The 16241-nt window shown below is 38.5% G+C and carries 17 protein-coding genes; 14 read left to right on the top strand and 3 right to left on the bottom strand.

Annotation, left to right across the window (positions count from 1 at the left end):
• Positions 1-89: 89 nt before the first annotated feature.
• The 7 genes from R2Q80_RS02125 (at position 90) to R2Q80_RS02095 (ending at position 5927) form a co-directional block, all read left to right on the top strand.
• Positions 90-1028 carry a malate dehydrogenase gene (locus R2Q80_RS02125; protein WP_316797996.1) on the top strand — a complete coding sequence of 313 codons (939 nt, stop codon included), beginning with the start codon at positions 90-92 and terminating at the stop codon, positions 1026-1028.
• A 16-nt stretch (positions 1029-1044) separates the two neighbouring features.
• A complete protein-coding gene (locus R2Q80_RS02120) occupies positions 1045-1470 on the top strand; it encodes an aspartyl protease family protein (protein ID WP_316797995.1) in 426 nt (141 codons plus the stop codon).
• Between the two features lie 122 nt (positions 1471-1592).
• Positions 1593-2132, top strand: a complete 540-nt coding sequence (locus tag R2Q80_RS02115) for an SRPBCC family protein (RefSeq protein ID WP_316797994.1) — start codon at positions 1593-1595, stop codon at positions 2130-2132.
• Between the two features lie 150 nt (positions 2133-2282).
• The gene (locus tag R2Q80_RS02110; RefSeq protein ID WP_316797993.1) at positions 2283-2960 is read left to right on the top strand and encodes a response regulator transcription factor; all 678 of its coding nucleotides are present in this window, start codon (positions 2283-2285) and stop codon (positions 2958-2960) included.
• 2 nt (positions 2961-2962) lie between these two features.
• Positions 2963-4312, top strand: a complete 1350-nt coding sequence (locus tag R2Q80_RS02105; protein WP_316797992.1) for a HAMP domain-containing sensor histidine kinase — start codon at positions 2963-2965, stop codon at positions 4310-4312.
• Between the two features lie 165 nt (positions 4313-4477).
• Positions 4478-4975: a hypothetical protein gene (locus R2Q80_RS02100; RefSeq protein WP_316797991.1), complete on the top strand. Its 498-nt coding sequence runs from the start codon at positions 4478-4480 to the stop codon at positions 4973-4975.
• A gap of 25 nt (positions 4976-5000) precedes the next feature.
• A complete protein-coding gene (locus R2Q80_RS02095; RefSeq protein ID WP_316797990.1) occupies positions 5001-5927 on the top strand; it encodes a bestrophin family protein in 927 nt (308 codons plus the stop codon).
• A 280-nt stretch (positions 5928-6207) separates the two neighbouring features.
• Here R2Q80_RS02095 and gyrB read toward each other — a convergent pair whose 3' ends face one another.
• Positions 6208-8166, bottom strand: coding sequence for a DNA topoisomerase (ATP-hydrolyzing) subunit B (gyrB, locus tag R2Q80_RS02090; protein WP_316797989.1), 1959 nt, complete (start codon positions 8164-8166; stop codon positions 6208-6210).
• A 319-nt stretch (positions 8167-8485) separates the two neighbouring features.
• Here gyrB and R2Q80_RS02085 point away from each other — a divergent pair, with 319 nt between their 5' ends.
• From R2Q80_RS02085 to R2Q80_RS02075, 3 genes are all read left to right on the top strand, one after another.
• Positions 8486-9082, top strand: coding sequence for an OmpH family outer membrane protein (locus R2Q80_RS02085; protein WP_316797988.1), 597 nt, complete (start codon positions 8486-8488; stop codon positions 9080-9082).
• Positions 9083-9176: 94 nt separating this feature from the next.
• Positions 9177-9659: a nucleoside deaminase gene (locus tag R2Q80_RS02080; RefSeq protein ID WP_316797987.1), complete on the top strand. Its 483-nt coding sequence runs from the start codon at positions 9177-9179 to the stop codon at positions 9657-9659.
• Positions 9660-9750: 91 nt separating this feature from the next.
• Positions 9751-10524, top strand: a complete 774-nt coding sequence (locus R2Q80_RS02075; RefSeq protein WP_316797986.1) for an EcsC family protein — start codon at positions 9751-9753, stop codon at positions 10522-10524.
• A gap of 131 nt (positions 10525-10655) precedes the next feature.
• On the opposite strand, the gene R2Q80_RS02070 is transcribed toward R2Q80_RS02075, so the two are convergent.
• Positions 10656-11054 carry an RNA-binding S4 domain-containing protein gene (locus R2Q80_RS02070; protein ID WP_316797985.1) on the bottom strand — a complete coding sequence of 133 codons (399 nt, stop codon included), beginning with the start codon at positions 11052-11054 and terminating at the stop codon, positions 10656-10658.
• A 106-nt stretch (positions 11055-11160) separates the two neighbouring features.
• Between R2Q80_RS02070 and R2Q80_RS02065 the strand changes: the two genes are divergently transcribed.
• Complete coding sequence (locus tag R2Q80_RS02065; RefSeq protein ID WP_316797984.1) at positions 11161-11979, top strand: 2,3,4,5-tetrahydropyridine-2,6-dicarboxylate N-succinyltransferase; 819 nt, start codon at positions 11161-11163, stop codon at positions 11977-11979.
• A gap of 15 nt (positions 11980-11994) precedes the next feature.
• Entirely contained in the window at positions 11995-13200 is a 1206-nt protein-coding gene (locus R2Q80_RS02060; protein ID WP_316797983.1) for a glycosyltransferase family 1 protein, read from the top strand.
• 2 nt (positions 13201-13202) lie between these two features.
• Here R2Q80_RS02060 and R2Q80_RS02055 read toward each other — a convergent pair whose 3' ends face one another.
• Positions 13203-13772: a DUF4136 domain-containing protein gene (locus tag R2Q80_RS02055; protein ID WP_316797982.1), complete on the bottom strand. Its 570-nt coding sequence runs from the start codon at positions 13770-13772 to the stop codon at positions 13203-13205.
• 315 nt (positions 13773-14087) lie between these two features.
• Here R2Q80_RS02055 and R2Q80_RS02050 point away from each other — a divergent pair, with 315 nt between their 5' ends.
• Both R2Q80_RS02050 and R2Q80_RS02045 read left to right on the top strand, forming a co-directional pair.
• A complete protein-coding gene (locus tag R2Q80_RS02050; protein ID WP_316797981.1) occupies positions 14088-14654 on the top strand; it encodes an L-threonylcarbamoyladenylate synthase in 567 nt (188 codons plus the stop codon).
• Positions 14655-14751: 97 nt separating this feature from the next.
• Positions 14752-16158 (top strand): CCA tRNA nucleotidyltransferase, encoded by a 1407-nt coding sequence (locus tag R2Q80_RS02045; RefSeq protein ID WP_316797980.1) that lies wholly within the window; start codon positions 14752-14754, stop codon positions 16156-16158.
• The last annotated feature ends 83 nt before the right edge of the window (positions 16159-16241 follow it).

Genomic DNA, 16241 nt, shown 5'->3' with positions numbered 1-16241 from the left:
ATAAAGTTTAGAAAAGGATTTTTTAACCTTATATTTATATCTACCTTCGGTTAATATTGATGATAAGCAAACCTCTAAATTGAAAATATATGAAAGTAACAGTTGTTGGCGCAGGCGCTGTTGGTGCTACCTGTGCAGATAATATTGCACGAAAAGAATTAGCAGATGAACTGATTCTATTGGATATTAAAGAAGGATTTGCAGAAGGCAAAGCCATAGATATGATGCAAACAGCAACACTTTTAGGCTTTGACACCAAAATTGTCGGTGTAACAGGCGACTATAGCAAAACTGAAGGATCTGATGTGGTGGTGATTACTTCTGGTTTACCCCGGAAGCCTGGGATGACCCGTGAAGACCTGATTGGCATAAATGCTGGTATCGTAAAAAGTGTTGCCGAAAACATATTGAAATTCTCTCCTCAGGCAATAATCATTGTGATTAGCAACCCCATGGATACCATGACCTATCTGGCCTTAAAATCTTTGGGCTTACCTAAAAACCAGATCATTGGCATGGGAGGAACTTTAGACAGTTCAAGATTCAAATATTACTTATCTCAGGCATTAAATTGTAACCCAAATGACTTACAAGGTTTTGTGATCGGCGGACACGGCGACACCACCATGATCCCGCTGACACGCCTGGCCACCTACCAAAGCTTGCCCGTAAGCAATTTGTTAGATCAAACTACACTGGATAAGGTTGCTGCAGATACAATGGTTGGCGGCGCAACCTTAACAGGATTAATTGGAACATCTGCATGGTATGCGCCAGGCGCAGCAGGCGCAGCACTGGTTGAAGCCATTATCCGGGATGAAAAAAAATTGTTTACCTGCTCTGTCTCACTCGAAGGTGAATATGGTCAAAGCGATATATGCTTAGGCGTACCGGTAATTATTGGCAGAGGTGGTTGCGAAAAAATTATGGACTTTAACCTTACAGCTACTGAACAGGCGGCATTTAATAAAAGTGCAGACGCAGTAAGAAATATGAATGCTGTACTTACAGAAATGGACCTGATTTAAGCTTATTACAATTAAAATGAAACCAGTCTCAATCCCCCTCCACCTCATAAACTTACAAGGCGACGGTTTCCACCTCCTGGTGGAAATTGTTGTTTTTAAGCAAAAACATTTCGCCGTATTAGATACCGGCGCTTCAAGAACCGTATTCGATAAACGCCTGATAGAACAGAACCTCGGTGAAGTGCTCAACGTTTCCAATGAAATTAATGCCGCTACGCTATTTACCACCACCTCAACCATCCAGGCAACAATTCCCGTCCTGAAAATTGGAAAGATTAAAATCAAAGAATACGAAACAGTTGCTTTCGATCTCCAATCTGTAAGTGAAACCTACGAGCAATTTGGCCACCCGCCTATCATGGGTATTATCGGTGGAGATATCCTGAAAGAGCATAAAGCCATCATTAATTATGATAAACTGATTCTTAAACTCTATAAGTAAACACAATTATCTTCCCGGTTACCATTACCGCTGAAAAGGAGACGAAGTTATTATCCTGATATTCACATCATTTTGATTTGTATTGGTATCTTATTAAATTTAATTAACTAAACCAATCAGATATGAAATTTTTAAAAATCTTACTGGCAATCCTTGTGATACTTGTTGTCATCATTATTGCAGGAAGCTTCTTCCTTCCAAAAACTTATAGCGTTAGCCGTTCGGTTTCCATTAGTGCACCCGACAGCGTTGTCTATCGAAATATCGCCGATTTTAAGGAATTTTACAAATGGAATCCCTGGGCTAAAATGGAACCTTCAGCCAAGGTCAGTTTTTCCGGAACAGCTGCAGAACCTGGTCACATCTATGAATGGGCAGGTAAAGAAACCGGTGCTGGTCAGATGAAAATTCTTAAAGTAGAAACCAATAAACTGGTCGACATAGATTTATTTTTTAAAGAACCTTTCGAAAGTCATGCCGATACTAAGTTCGAAATTCTGCCAGAAGGACCGGCAAATAAAGTGACCTGGACAATGAGTGGCGAAAATAACATGATTAGCAAGTGGATGTGCCTGATAATGGGTGGAATGGATAAAATGATCGGAAAAGATTTTGAAACTGGTTTAGCAGATTTAAAAAAGAAATCGGAATCTACGCAATAGAAATTCAAAAAGCCTCACTACTATGCGGGGCTTTTTTATGCCATTTTTTATAAATACACACAATTATTCACTTACTTCGGTAAAAATCATTAAAATTAACCTTTGAATAAATAAACTTTATATTCCTGTTTCAAAAACTAACTGTCCTTAATGAATTTATTACTTGTAGAAGATGAGCCAAATGTTGTTTCTGTAATATCAAGAGGCCTAACAGATGAAGGCTTCACAGTCAGCGTAGCACCCGATGGACTGATCGGCAAAAAAATGGCAATTGAAAACCAATTCGATATCATCATATTGGACATTATGCTACCTGGCATTAACGGTCTGGAACTTTGCAAAATCATTAAGGAACATAGGCCCAATATACCCATCATCATGCTCACCGCGCTTGGAACTACCGAGAATGTAGTGAATGGATTGGACAATGGCGCCGACGATTACCTGATTAAACCTTTTAAATTCGCTGAACTTTTCGCCAGGATTAGAATGTTAATGCGACGCTATAATGGGGTTTCATCATTAGATCAGGTGGTAAATGTTGCTGATCTGGAGATAAACCTGAGTGCAAAAACGGTTAAAAGAGCCGAACGTGAGATTACGCTCACTGCAACTGAATACCGACTATTGGAATACCTCTCCAAAAATAAAGGTAAGATATTATCCCGCATCGATATCCTGGAAAATGTATGGGACATTGATTTCAACCTGGGTACCAACGTAGTCGATGTATACGTCAATTATCTTCGGAAGAAAATTGATAAAGGCGGAGAACAACAGAAGCTTATTCACACCGCAGTGGGATTAGGGTACGTTCTAAAAGGTTAGAAATGCAAATTACCAAAAAGATCACTTTACTATTCGCCATTCTATCTGCGGTGATTATCTCATTGTTAAGTGGTTTTGTATGGTACTTTGCCAATGAGTTTGCCTTCGAAGATTTTTATAAGCGACTGGAAGCACGTGTGAATATTTCAGCACAGATTAAATTATATGAAGATGTAAACAATATGGCCTATGCAAAAATGCGGAACCAGTATCTGGAACGCTTACCTTCAGAAAAAGCCTTTATTTTTGAAGCCAGCGCACCAAAATCCAATCACCTCGACCGCGAATTGCCGCAAAGCTTTTATAACCGCATCAAATCCGGATTCATGTCACGATACCGTGTCGACAATCATTTTTATGCCGGTAAATCATTCAAAATAAATAATAAAGATTACCTGGTAATTATCTCAGCTAACGATCCGGTTGGCTTTAGGGAACTGAAAGACCTCCAGCGTATCCTGATCATCGGATTTTTTCTATCTGTTTTTCTCTCCTTTATAGTAGGCTGGCGCTTCTCTAATTACATGTTAATACCACTAAGAAAGGTAATCAAGAGCGTAAAAAAGATTAAAGCGGAAAATCTCCACATGCGATTGGATGTAAAACAGGGTAGTGATGAAATGTCTCAGCTCGCTGAAACCTTTAATAACATGCTAAACCGATTGCAAACAGCCTTCGAAACACAAAACAACTTCATCAGCAATGCCTCACATGAGTTAAGAACACCATTAACCATCATTAGCGGAGAAGTTGAATTAGCCCTTAAAGGAACCCGTGATGAGATTAAAACAGCTGCAGCACTATACAAAATCAAAGATGAAGCCGAAAGGTTAGAACATATTTTAACCAGTTTACTGGGGTTAGCTCAATCTGGATTTAACGGCAAAAACCAGCCTTGGGAAGATGTAAGAGTAGACGAACTGCTTTGGGAAATCAGAGCTTCCGTTACTCAGGTACACCCGGAAAGCAAAATCGAGATCGATCTGAATCAGCTCCCTGATGATGAACGCGGTCTTACCGTAAGAGCAAATAGAAATCTACTGAAGCTAGCCATCTCAAATATTGTTAGCAATGCTTGCAAGTATTCCAACGACAAACTAGTGAATATAGCAATCGAAAGCACTAACCATCTGTTGTCTGTAGCCATTACAGATCAGGGAATTGGAATACCGCAAACAGACATACAACACATTTTTGAACCCTTCTACAGGGCATCAAATACCAACGACTACAAAGGTTACGGGGTGGGTCTTCCTTTGTCTCTAAACATCATACGCTTACACCGCGGCAGTATCGCCATTAAATCTCAGGAGGGTATTGGTACCGAAATCAAGGTAATATTACCTGTATAATCAATTTTGATAAAAACGTCCTTACATTGTATAACCCTTAAAGGCAGTTAAGGAATAACTAGAATTCTAATCCGGTTTTAATCTTTTTCTTATCGGGCTGTAATCCACATAGGCTAAACTTGTGTAAATCAATTATTAAATAATTTATTTATACAACTAGTTGCCATGAAAACAATATTAGTCCCAACCGATTTCAATATAGAAAGCACAAAGATTGTCGATTCACTGGTACAGGTCCAACCTCAAGAAACCTATACTATCATATTCCTTCATGCTTTTAAATTATCAGATTCGATAACGGATATGCTCATGCTGAGCAGAAGAAGCCGCGACTATGAAAATATAAGCGATGATTTCTATCAGAAATTAAATAATTACAAATCAAAATATTCCAGTCAAATCCAAAATATAGGGATTGAATATTTTTATGGAAGTACAGTTGCAGCTTTCAAAAATTTTATCGACGCTCTGGAGGTGAGCACCATTGTTTATCCTAAAGGATATGATTTTAAACCGATCAATAAGTACAGTATAAATCCAAAGTTCTTAACAGAACGTTCGGGCTGCGATGTAATGGAACTGCCCATTACAGAAATAAGAAACTCAGAGAGTTTAATCAACACTAAAATTCTCGAGGCAAAAAGAGAAGAAGTTGGCGTTTAATCAGATCATTATCAAATTTAAGATTATGCTTTTAAGGAATAACATACCGCTCACTTATATATTCGGGAAAATCAAGAAAGAATTACTTTTAGTGATTGCCTATTCTGTCGGCATAGTTGTATTGTACCAAAATTTCCACGTTACCCGGATTTCAATTCCGGTAGCTGTTCCTGCCCTGCTTGGAACAATCATCTCTTTGCTGCTGGCTTTCCGGTCTAATCAGGCATATGATAGATGGTGGGAAGCCAGAACATTATGGGGCGCTATGGTAAATGACTCAAGGTCTATCTCCCGTCAGATTTTATCCTTCGTAGAAAACCCATATCAGTCAAATGAAATAGAAGCATTTAAGGAAAAGTTTATTAAAAGGCAAATAGCCTGGTGCTACGCGCTAAGTCAGTCTTTAAGAGGCTTTAACCCACGTAAAGGGCTGGAAGAATTTCTTTCCTCTGAAGAAATGACTTTTATAAAAAAAAGAAAAAACGTTACCGCTAGCTTACTCGAATTACATGGAATGGACCTAAAAAAGGCCTTAAACGAGGGCTGGATTAACAAGTATCAGCAAATTGAAATTGACAAAACCCTTAGTGCGTTGTGCAATCATATGGGTGGCTGTGAGCGAATAAAGAACACAGTATTCCCTGTTACATACAGCAAATACATCAGCATGTCAATCCATTTGTTTATCGTGCTATTGCCTTTTGGATTGATCGAATATTTCGGATACATGGAAGTTCCCCTGGTTGTTGCCATTGCAGCTTTCTTTCTATTGGTGGAAAAAATGGCCGTGCATTTACAAGATCCCTTTGAAAACAAACCGACCGATACCCCAACAACGACCATTTGCAGAACCATCGAGAGAGATCTGCTTCAAATGTTGGATGACAATAAAATATATGAGGATAAACCTCAAACAGAATTAGCGCCGTTTGGCTCTTATTACATTCTGTAGGAAGATCAATTCTTAGTTCTGTTCCTTAGTTTGGAATGGTTAGTTAACGCCATAAGCTTCTCTCTGGATGGAGGGAAGCGATGTTGGCACAAAAATCAAAGCCATTTGAGATCCCCTCAAATGGCTTTATTATTGGAAGTATGATTCAGCGCCGCGTAATCAGATCATGGTCAGTCAACTAAAAGACGTGAAACAAATCTCTTTACATTAAAAAACCCCGCTCAGGCTTCTAGACGCTGAGCGGGGTTTCTATAATTAAATTCTTTATGCTACGGATTGACTAGGCATCAATCTTCGCATACTTGGCATTTCTTTCAATGAATTCTCTACGTGGCGCAACTTCATCTCCCATTAACATAGAGAAGGTATGATCACACTCTGCAGCACTTTCAATTGTTGCCTGCAACAAAGTACGGGTAGCGGGATTTAAGGTAGTTTCCCACAACTGTTCAGCGTTCATTTCACCCAAACCTTTGTAACGTTGTATATGAACACTATCCTCTTTACCTGCACCTTTTAAACGTTGCACAGCAGCATCACGCTCCACATCATTCCAGCAATATTCAAATTCTTTACCTTTTTTAACCTGATAAAGTGGTGGAGAGGCAATATAAACATAACCCGCTTCAATCAATGCACGCATGTAGCGGTAGAAAAATGTTAAGATCAACGTTGTAATGTGAGAACCATCAATATCCGCATCGGTCATGATCACAATCTTATGATAGCGCAACTTAGTTAAGTTTAACGCCTTATCATCTTCAGGTGTACCTATACTTACCCCAATGGCAGTAAACATATTTTTGATCTCGTCATTTTCGTAGATTTTGTGCTCCATGGCCTTCTCCACATTAAGAATCTTACCCTTCAATGGAAGAATAGCCTGGATATTCCGGTCGCGTCCTTGTTTGGCAGTACCACCGGCTGAATCACCCTCTACCAGATAAATCTCGCATCTTTCAGGATCGCTGTCCGAACAATCGGCAAGTTTACCAGGTAAGCCTGAACCACCCATAACGCTTTTGCGCTGAACCATTTCCCGTGCCTTACGTGCTGCAGCACGCGCGGTAGCAGCCAAAATCACCTTATTGATGATCATTTTCGCTTCCTTTGGATTTTCCTCAAGGTAATTTCCCAAAGCTTCACCTACTGCAACATCTACTGAGCCCATAACCTCACTGTTACCAAGTTTGGTTTTGGTTTGCCCTTCAAATTGCGGCTCTTGCACCTTCACAGAAACTACAGCAGTTAAACCTTCTCTAAAGTCATCTCCGGTAATCTCCATCTTCACATTCTTTAACAAACCTTCCTTATCGGCATAGTTCTTTAAAGTACGTGTTAAACCCCTACGAAAACCTGCAATATGCGTTCCACCCTCATGTGTATTAATGTTATTTACGTATGAGTGAACATTTTCCGAATAACTGTCATTGTATTGGAAAGCCAACTCAACAGGTATTCCATTTTTAATTCCTTCAATATAGATAGGCTCCGCAAGTATCGAGGTACGCGTGCCATCCAAAAAGGCAACAAACTCTTTTAATCCACCCTCAGAAAGAAAAGTTTCAGATAAGTAAGATCCATCTTCAAGTTGCTCACGCTCATCTGTTAAAGTAAGCTTAATACCTTTATTTAAAAAAGACAGTTCGCGTAAACGCCCTGCTAAAGTATCATATTTATACTCAGTCGTTTGAGTAAAAATAGTGGCATCCGGACTAAATGTTACAATAGTCCCCCGTTTATCTGTACTGCCTGTCTCTTTAACGTCGTACAATGGTTTACCAATATTGTACTCCTGCATCCAGATCTTACCTTCACGGTGAACTTCAGCTTTCAGGTGTGTTGATAATGCGTTAACGCAACTTACCCCAACACCATGTAAACCACCAGAAACTTTATAAGTGTCTTTATCGAATTTACCACCTGCGTGTAAAACCGTCATCACGATTTCAAGTGCAGACTTGTTCTCTTTTTTATTGATACCGGTTGGAATACCCCTGCCGTTATCTTCTACCCGAATGGAGTTTCCTTCTAAAATCCTTACGTCAATTGTATCTGCGTGACCGGCTAAAGCCTCGTCAATCGAGTTATCCACAACCTCGTAAACCAGGTGGTGTAAACCTTTTACACCAGTATCTCCTATATACATTGAAGGGCGCTTACGCACCGCTTCCAAACCTTCTAAAACCTGTATATTATCTGCCGAATAATTTGACTTTAAATCTTGTTCTTCGCTCATATTTTAATTAAAAACTATAAGAATCAAAAATACGGAAATTCCGTCACTTAAACTAATTTGTGGATAAGTTTAAGCTTCTGAATCCGCTTTAAAACGAGCTATTAAGGAAGAACGATTGCTGGATGCTAATACCCTTTATTACAGATCCTGAAATTATCTTCAATGCTATATCCACCAACTGAGTTTTTTTGTCTATTCAAGTATTTTGATCATAAAAACAAACAGATAACGATTTCGACAATCATTGCAGACTTAAAAAACTCTTAAATTGGATATCAAAACTAATTTATATAAGTTTGCTAAAATTTATTAAACAATAATGGAAAGAAGAACCTTTAAAACCTTTGGTTTATTTGCAACGGCCGCTTTAATAACAGCTTTCTCTGCATGTCAAAACAAAGACGCTAAAACAACTGAAACTAAAAAAACAGATAGTACATCTGCAGCAGTATCTAAGAGCGAGCAAATTGTATTTGTTAATCAAGATTCTTTATTGAGCAAATACGAATATTATAAAGACCTTAAAGCAAAATTTGAAGGAAAAACTAAAAATGCGCAGGCAGACATGCAGGCAAAAGGCCAGGCTTTTCAAAGAGAAGTAGCACAATATCAACAAAGCGCTCAAACCTTATCTGCAGACCAACGCAAAGCTACAGAAGAGCGTTTAGGCCGTAAACAACAAGAACTTCAAACTTATCAGCAAAACGCAGGTGGTGCACTACAAAATGAGCAGGCTGTTGAAACTGAAAAGCTTTATGATAAGGTTGCAGGATACTTAAAAACTTATGCGAAAGAAAAAGGCTATAAATTAGTATTGTCTTATACTAAAGGAAGCACAATTTTATTTGCTGATGAAAGTTTAGATGTCACATCCGATGTAATCAAAGGTTTGAATGCTGAATACAGCAAAAAATAAACAAATTAAATATCCAGTTGAATGCTCCGTTTTGCGGGGCATTTTTTTTTGAAATTAAATTGAACTTCTGCACCTGGATATCTGTTAAAATGTTATGGGAAACAAACTAAATCATGATGATTTTATGCGCATGGCCATAGAACTGTCAGTTAGAAATGTGAGCGAAAATTTAGGCGGTCCGTTCGGGGCAGTAATCGTAAAAAATGGAAGCCTAATTGCCGGATCCGCTAACCGGGTAACTGCGACCAATGATCCTACTGCCCATGCTGAAGTTTCAGCTATTCGACTGGCATGCGATAAATTGAATACTTTTGACTTAAGTGGCTGTATAGTGTATACCAGTTGCGAACCTTGTCCTATGTGTTTAGGTGCAATCTACTGGGCTAAAATTGATGCCATTTATTTTGCAAACACGAAAGCAGATGCTGAATCTATCGGTTTTAGCGATAAGTTCATTTACGAAGAGCTGGATAAACCAATGCATAACCGTAGCTTACCTGTTGTACAATTGATGAGGGACGAAGCCATGCAGGCTTTCAAACTCTGGGAAACCTCGCCCTCAAGAATAACATATTAATAGTTGCTGCTAAAATCCCCTATCCTTCCCTCAACCATTAATACTCACGGAAGTGGATTTATTTCGGGAATAGTTATTGTTAACAAGATGTATGACTTACGAACAAAAAATCACAAGTGAATTAGAATTCTGGAAATTTAAGGTTTTGCAGAAGCCATCCCTGTTAAGCAAAACTACCAATAGAATACAAAAGAAGATTAATACCTTCATTCCTGATAGCGTACACCAGGCCATCACTACCGCAATGAAACAAATGGTAAAAACTGTACTGTTTGGATCAGCCTATACAACAGCCAAAGCCGTTACCGGATTAACACTAATGCATCGCGAAGCATTAATAAAAGAAAAAATTGAGAACTACAAAAGAACGGGTGCAGCTGAAGGAGGAATCACTGGTGCAGGAGGTTTTCTGATGAGCCTAGCTGACTTCCCCTTATTGTTGGGAATTAAAATGAAAATGCTATTTGGTATTGCAGCACTATACGGGTATGACGTTAAAGATTACAGGGAACGTTTATTCATTTTGCATATTTTTCAGCTGGCCTTCTCCAGCAAAAATGAAAGTCAAAAGATCTTCCATAAAATAGCAGATTGGGATAATCAGGCGCATCGACTTCCAACTGATATTGATAAATTTGACTGGCTCACTTTTCAACAGCAATACCGTGATTATATTGACTTAGCTAAACTTGCTCAATTGCTACCCTTTGTTGGGGCAGCTGTCGGCGCTATAGCAAATTATAAACTTATTGAAAAGCTGGGCAAAACTGCAATGATGGCTTACAGAATGAGATATTTTAATATACAGTCGATAGAAGAACATCAGGCAAAATCTATCATAACTAATCAGAATTTAATGCACTAATTCATCGGCTATTGAGCTAGGTGTTCTATCCACATGTCATTTGATTAACCGCAATAACACGCAGAATCCTAACTTAGGTAAATTAGGGGTACTGGAATGAAAATCAAAAGAGCCAGAAAAGCCCAATTAAATTACTCTTCGTCAAACATCCCATCGAGAAGTTCATCGGTTTCTCGTCTGTCTTTCTTAGTTGGACGGCCAGCACCACGATCCCTTTTCAAGCTTGGAGCATGAAATGCAGATTTAAAAGCATGAGTTTCCTCAACTGGGGTTAAGTCTTTGTATTTAGTTAATGCTGTAGGCGAATCAGTCCTGTTGTAAGAAAAGTCTAAAACTTCTATAATCTTTTTTTCGATCCCCTTCGATACCTGGTAAACATCGCCAATTTTTACAATTGCCGACGGTTTTATGTTCTGTCCCTTCAACTTAACTCTACCTGCCTTACAAGCATCAGTCGCCAGACTTCTGGTTTTAAACAACCTTATTGCCCACAAATATTTGTCTATCCTAAGTTTTTCTACTTCTCCCATACAAGATCAAAAATACTAAAACAATCAGGCACAAGGCAAACAATTTGAACAATTACCCCTTTAATAAGCAAAATTTGATTTATTTTGCGTAAAATTTAAAAACATCATGTATTCAGATTTAAAGAAATTAATTGAAGCCGCCTGGGACGACAGAACTCTTCTACAGTACAGTAACTATTGCGAAGCTATTGAAACCGTAATTCAGGGATTAGATAAGGGAGAAATTCGCGTTGCTGAACCAGTTTTAAACTCATGGGGCATTAATGAATGGGTAAAGAAAGCGGTTATTTTATACTTCCCGATTCGCGAAATGAAGGAAATTAAAAGTGGTCCTTTCGTTTACCATGATAAAATGGAATTAAAAACTGACTATAAAGCAACAGGTGTCCGCGTAGTACCAATGGCAAGTGCCCGTTATGGCGCATTTCTGGCTAAAGGGGTGATCATGATGCCTTCATACGTGAATATTGGTGCTTATGTTGATGAGGGTACAATGGTTGATACCTGGGCAACTGTTGGCTCATGTGCTCAAATTGGCAAACGTGTTCACTTAAGTGGTGGTGTTGGTATCGGAGGCGTTCTTGAGCCGGTTCAGGCAGCTCCTGTGATTATTGAAGACGATGCATTTCTTGGATCGAGAGCAATTGTTGTAGAAGGTGTAAAAGTTGAAAAAGAAGCAGTTTTAGGCGCTAATGTCGTGTTAACAGCATCAACAAAAATTATCGATGTAACTGGTCCCACTCCCGTAGAATACAAAGGTATTGTTCCTGCACGGTCGGTAGTTATCCCTGGAAGTTACACTAAAAAATTCCCAGCTGGTGAATATCAGGTACCTTGCGCATTAATTATTGGAAAACGTAAAGAAAGTACAGATAAAAAAACCTCTCTTAACGATGCGCTAAGGGAAAACAATGTAGCTGTTTAAGCGGGTAGCCATAAGGTGAAAACTGAAAGCAAAATACAAAGCATTAAAGCCGAAAGCACAGCGCTTGAATCATCAAGTTTTGAGCATTCGGCTTTAAACATTGAACTTAAAATCGGATACGACGGTAAACGCGCCGCTAACAACTTAACCGGCCTGGGCAATTATAGCCGATCCCTTATTGAAGCCATTGCCAGTCAGTTTCCCAAAAGTCAGTACCTGGTTTATACACCCAAAGCTAAGAAAGCTAAGCAAATTGATACATTCTTCGAAAATAAAAATATTCAGCTTAAGCTTCCCAAAAATGGCACTTTCCTCTGGAGAACGTTAAACATACTTAAAGATTTATTTCAGGATAATGTACAAATCTATCATGGACTAAGTCATGAGATTCCGTATGGTATTCAACATACCCCGATAAAATCAGTTGTAACCATACACGACCTGATCTTTCTGCGTTTTCCTCAATACTATAAGCTTATTGATCGTAAACTATACGAATGGAAGAGCAAAGCTGCATGTAAAAATGCAAACAGAATTATTGCCATAAGCGAGAAAACAAAAAGTGATATAGTCGAACTTTACCAGATCAATCCCGGTAAAATAGACGTTATCTATCAAAGTTGTGATGACAGCTTTAAGGGTCCGGTTGATCCACCGAGGCTGAATGAGATTAAAAACAATTATACATTACCAGATCACTACATCCTGAATGTCGGCACTATAGAAAGTCGCAAAAATTTAAAATTGTTAATTCAGGCACTTCCAGGCATGAGGGAAGAATACATGCTGGTGGTAATTGGAAAACCAACATCCTATTTAAAAGAAGTTGAAAAGGAGATCGAAACTCTTGGGGTAAAAAACAGAGTCATTTTTCTTCAGAATATTCCTTTTGCCGATTTACCTGGTATATACCAGCTAGCAGATTTATTCGTATATCCATCCTTTTACGAAGGATTTGGTATACCAATTATAGAGGCCTTGTATTCTCAAACGCCGGTGGTAGCAGCAACTGGTTCCTGTTTGGAGGAAGCAGGTGGGCCTCACAGCTTGTACATTGACCCAACTAATGCTACAGCACTTTCTGAGACAGTTAACAAGGTACTCAATTCCAAAGAGATTCAGAATGAAATGAAAGCAAAAGGGCTGGAATTTGTTCAAAAATTCAACAGCCCTCTAGTTACGCAGCAATTAATGGATTGCTATTTAAATCTTATCCGCTAATATTATTTAGCTGCAATTGCATTCGGTGGATATTGTGCTAATATTTCTCTAACACCAGTCTGTAATCTCTCTTCCCTTTTACTGAAGCTGTCAAGATTGAAACCAGTTCCCTGTCCGTGCCAAAATAATATTTTCTTTGCCGGATCAAGGAAATCAATAATAATCGTTCCTTCCATGTACTGATTAACATAGTTAGGACCGCCCCAGCCGCCCCAACCACCGAAACCTCCACGCCAGCCCCAGCCGCCGCCCCAACCCCAGCCTCCGTAATATGCTGGTCCATAAACGTCAGTTTTTTCTCTGGCTACTACCACTAAATTCACAAGCATATCAGGCTTATCTGCCTTTACAAATCCTTTCGAATTCATTTCAGCTTCCACTGCAGCCATTAAGCGGCGTTTATCGAGATTATTTAACCTCACCCTGGCTACGCCTTTATCATAAAAGTTATAAGTTTTATAACTGTTCAAATCTGCTGTTTTATCATAATCTGAGGCTGTACGAAGTGTAGAACAGCCTGCCAATGCCAATACAACTGTAAAAAGCATCAATAATTTTTGTGTTGTTTTCATTTGCTTTGTTTATTTAAATAACCTGTAATAAATATAACCATTTTGAAACCTAAAAAGTTACATCTGATACAAATTTTACAAATTCTTATATTTTACTCTTAACGACAGAAAATCGCATTTTGTTTTGCTTTATATACTCATTATAAATATTTTACAAACCAAATATATTATGATCAGATAAGAAAATAAATCTAGGTAACTTAGACTGAAGGGTTCATTCCAGATCACATATCTGTTAATAAAACTAAAAATAATGACTGTTAAATTTTAAGCATTAACATTATTTAACTTATCATTTATAAATATCTTTGCGTTATGCTTAAAGATGAAATTAATAAAGCCCTTGAAGTATTAAAAGCAGGTGGCGTAATCCTTTACCCAACTGATACAATATGGGGCTTAGGTTGTGATGCAACAAATGCCGAGGCAGTTGAGAAACTACTTAAACTAAAAAACCGGCCGGCTGAAAAAAGCATGATAATTTTGCTTGATGTCGACACAAAACTTCAAAGCTACGTAGATGAAATTCCAGAGGTTGCATATGACTTAATTGAGTATGCAGAAAATCCACTTACCATCATATTTTCGGCCGCAAAAAACCTCGCACAAAATGTGATCAATCAAGATGGCAGCGTTGGAATCAGAATTGTAAAGCATGATTTTTGTACCCAGCTCATCAATAGATTCAGAAAACCTATTGTTTCTACATCGGCAAACATCAGCGGGCAGTCGTCGCCAAAGTTTTTCGATGACATTGATCCGGATTTAATAGAACGAGTAGATTACGTCGTTAATTTTGAACAGGAAAATCGCAATGTGCGAAAGCCTTCCACAATCATGAAACTCTCCCCCGGTGGCCAGTTTGAGTTTATTCGCAAGTAATTTTACTATTTTTGCAATTCTTATTGTCAGCCTGAGTGACAACTGTACCTTTCTAGTTAATTAGAATACTATTTTAACGACAATTATCACACAATAGATGCAACAACACCTAAAACATCCTATTTTTAGAACACTGTCGGTAATTGCCGATAAAAACAAAACAGAAGCCTATGTAATCGGAGGATTCGTACGCGACCTTTTCCTGGATCGGCCATCGAAAGATATTGATGTCGTAGTTGTAGGTAGCGGTATTTCTTATGCCGAAGAGGTTGGGAAAAAGTTAGGAACTAAAGTTGCCGTGTTTAAAAACTTTGGAACAGCAAACATTAAAGTGCAGGATTTAGAAGTGGAATTTGTAGGTGCACGCAAAGAATCTTACCGCGCAGATTCCAGAAAACCTATTGTTGAGGACGGCAGTTTAGAAGACGATCAGTTGCGAAGAGATTTTACTATTAATGCGTTAGCTATCAACCTCAATGCCGGTCATTTCGGAGAATTGCTCGATCCGTTTGAAGGAATAAAAGATTTAGAAGAAAAACTCATCAGGACTCCACTTGACCCTGAGATTACATTTTCTGACGATCCGCTCCGAATGATGAGGGCCATAAGATTTGCTGCTCAATTGAATTTCAACATTGATCATGCAGCATTGGAGGCGATAAAGAGCCAGAAACAGCGCATATCTATAGTTTCAAAAGAGCGTATTACTGATGAAATGAATAAAATTATTTTATCTCCAAAACCATCAATAGGATTTATTCACCTTTTTAATACCGGGCTGCTCCATCTGATTTTCCCTCAAATGGCCCAGCTACATGGTGTAGAATTTATTAAAGGAAAAGGACATAAAGATAATTTCTACCATACGCTCGAAGTACTCGACAATATCAGCGAAACCACAGAAGATTTGTGGCTACGCTGGGCAGCAATCCTTCATGATATTGCGAAGCCAGCTACAAAACGTTTTGAAGAAGGCCATGGCTGGACTTTCCACGGACACGAAGACCGCGGTGCAAGAATGGTTCCAAAGATTTTTACACAGCTTAAACTACCTCTAAATGAAAAAATGAAGTATGTACAGAAACTTGTCCAGCTTCACTTACGTCCTATTGTTCTCGCCCAGGAAACCGTTACCGATTCTGCAGTAAGGAGGTTACTATTCGACGCAGGCGAGGAAATCGAAAGCTTGATGCTGCTTTGTAATGCAGATGTGACTACCAAAAATGAATACAAAAAAACCAAATACAGAAACAATTTTGAGCTGGTAAAACAGAAGCTTAAAGATGTTGAAGAACGCGACAAAATCAGAAACTGGCAACCACCAATTACTGGTACCGATATTATGGAAACATTTGGTTTGGAAGCAGGGAAGGAAGTAGGCTTAATTAAAAATGCAATCAGAGAGGCAATATTGGAAGGTGAAATTAAAAATGACTACCAGGAAGCCTTTAATTTTATGCTAAATCAGGCAAAACAAATGGGTTTAAATCCTGTTAATAAATAATTTAATCACAAGATATGCTCGCTGAATACACTAAAATAAAGGTTTTGGAGTTTGTGGTAAGATAAATTAACTTTATTTTTACG

The organism is Pedobacter frigidisoli, assembly GCF_032678525.1.
Classification (GTDB): Bacteria; Bacteroidota; Bacteroidia; order Sphingobacteriales; family Sphingobacteriaceae; genus Pedobacter; species Pedobacter frigidisoli_A.
This window is presented reverse-complemented; position numbering and strand designations above follow the sequence as displayed.

Bases quoted from the DNA above. Each gene is read 5' to 3' on its own strand.
- R2Q80_RS02125 (WP_316797996.1), top strand. From the start codon at position 90: ATGAAAGTAACAGTTGTTGGCGCAGGCGCTGTTGGTGCTACCTGTGCA.
- R2Q80_RS02120 (WP_316797995.1), top strand. From the start codon at position 1,045: ATGAAACCAGTCTCAATCCCCCTCCACCTCATAAACTTACAAGGCGAC.
- R2Q80_RS02115 (WP_316797994.1), top strand. From the start codon at position 1,593: ATGAAATTTTTAAAAATCTTACTGGCAATCCTTGTGATACTTGTTGTC.
- R2Q80_RS02110 (WP_316797993.1), top strand. From the start codon at position 2,283: ATGAATTTATTACTTGTAGAAGATGAGCCAAATGTTGTTTCTGTAATA.
- R2Q80_RS02105 (WP_316797992.1), top strand. From the start codon at position 2,963: ATGCAAATTACCAAAAAGATCACTTTACTATTCGCCATTCTATCTGCG.
- R2Q80_RS02100 (WP_316797991.1), top strand. From the start codon at position 4,478: ATGAAAACAATATTAGTCCCAACCGATTTCAATATAGAAAGCACAAAG.
- R2Q80_RS02095 (WP_316797990.1), top strand. From the start codon at position 5,001: ATGCTTTTAAGGAATAACATACCGCTCACTTATATATTCGGGAAAATC.
- gyrB (WP_316797989.1), bottom strand. From the start codon at position 8,166: ATGAGCGAAGAACAAGATTTAAAGTCAAATTATTCGGCAGATAATATA.
- R2Q80_RS02085 (WP_316797988.1), top strand. From the start codon at position 8,486: ATGGAAAGAAGAACCTTTAAAACCTTTGGTTTATTTGCAACGGCCGCT.
- R2Q80_RS02080 (WP_316797987.1), top strand. From the start codon at position 9,177: ATGGGAAACAAACTAAATCATGATGATTTTATGCGCATGGCCATAGAA.
- R2Q80_RS02075 (WP_316797986.1), top strand. From the start codon at position 9,751: ATGACTTACGAACAAAAAATCACAAGTGAATTAGAATTCTGGAAATTT.
- R2Q80_RS02070 (WP_316797985.1), bottom strand. From the start codon at position 11,054: ATGGGAGAAGTAGAAAAACTTAGGATAGACAAATATTTGTGGGCAATA.
- R2Q80_RS02065 (WP_316797984.1), top strand. From the start codon at position 11,161: ATGTATTCAGATTTAAAGAAATTAATTGAAGCCGCCTGGGACGACAGA.
- R2Q80_RS02055 (WP_316797982.1), bottom strand. From the start codon at position 13,772: ATGAAAACAACACAAAAATTATTGATGCTTTTTACAGTTGTATTGGCA.
- R2Q80_RS02050 (WP_316797981.1), top strand. From the start codon at position 14,088: ATGCTTAAAGATGAAATTAATAAAGCCCTTGAAGTATTAAAAGCAGGT.
- R2Q80_RS02045 (WP_316797980.1), top strand. From the start codon at position 14,752: ATGCAACAACACCTAAAACATCCTATTTTTAGAACACTGTCGGTAATT.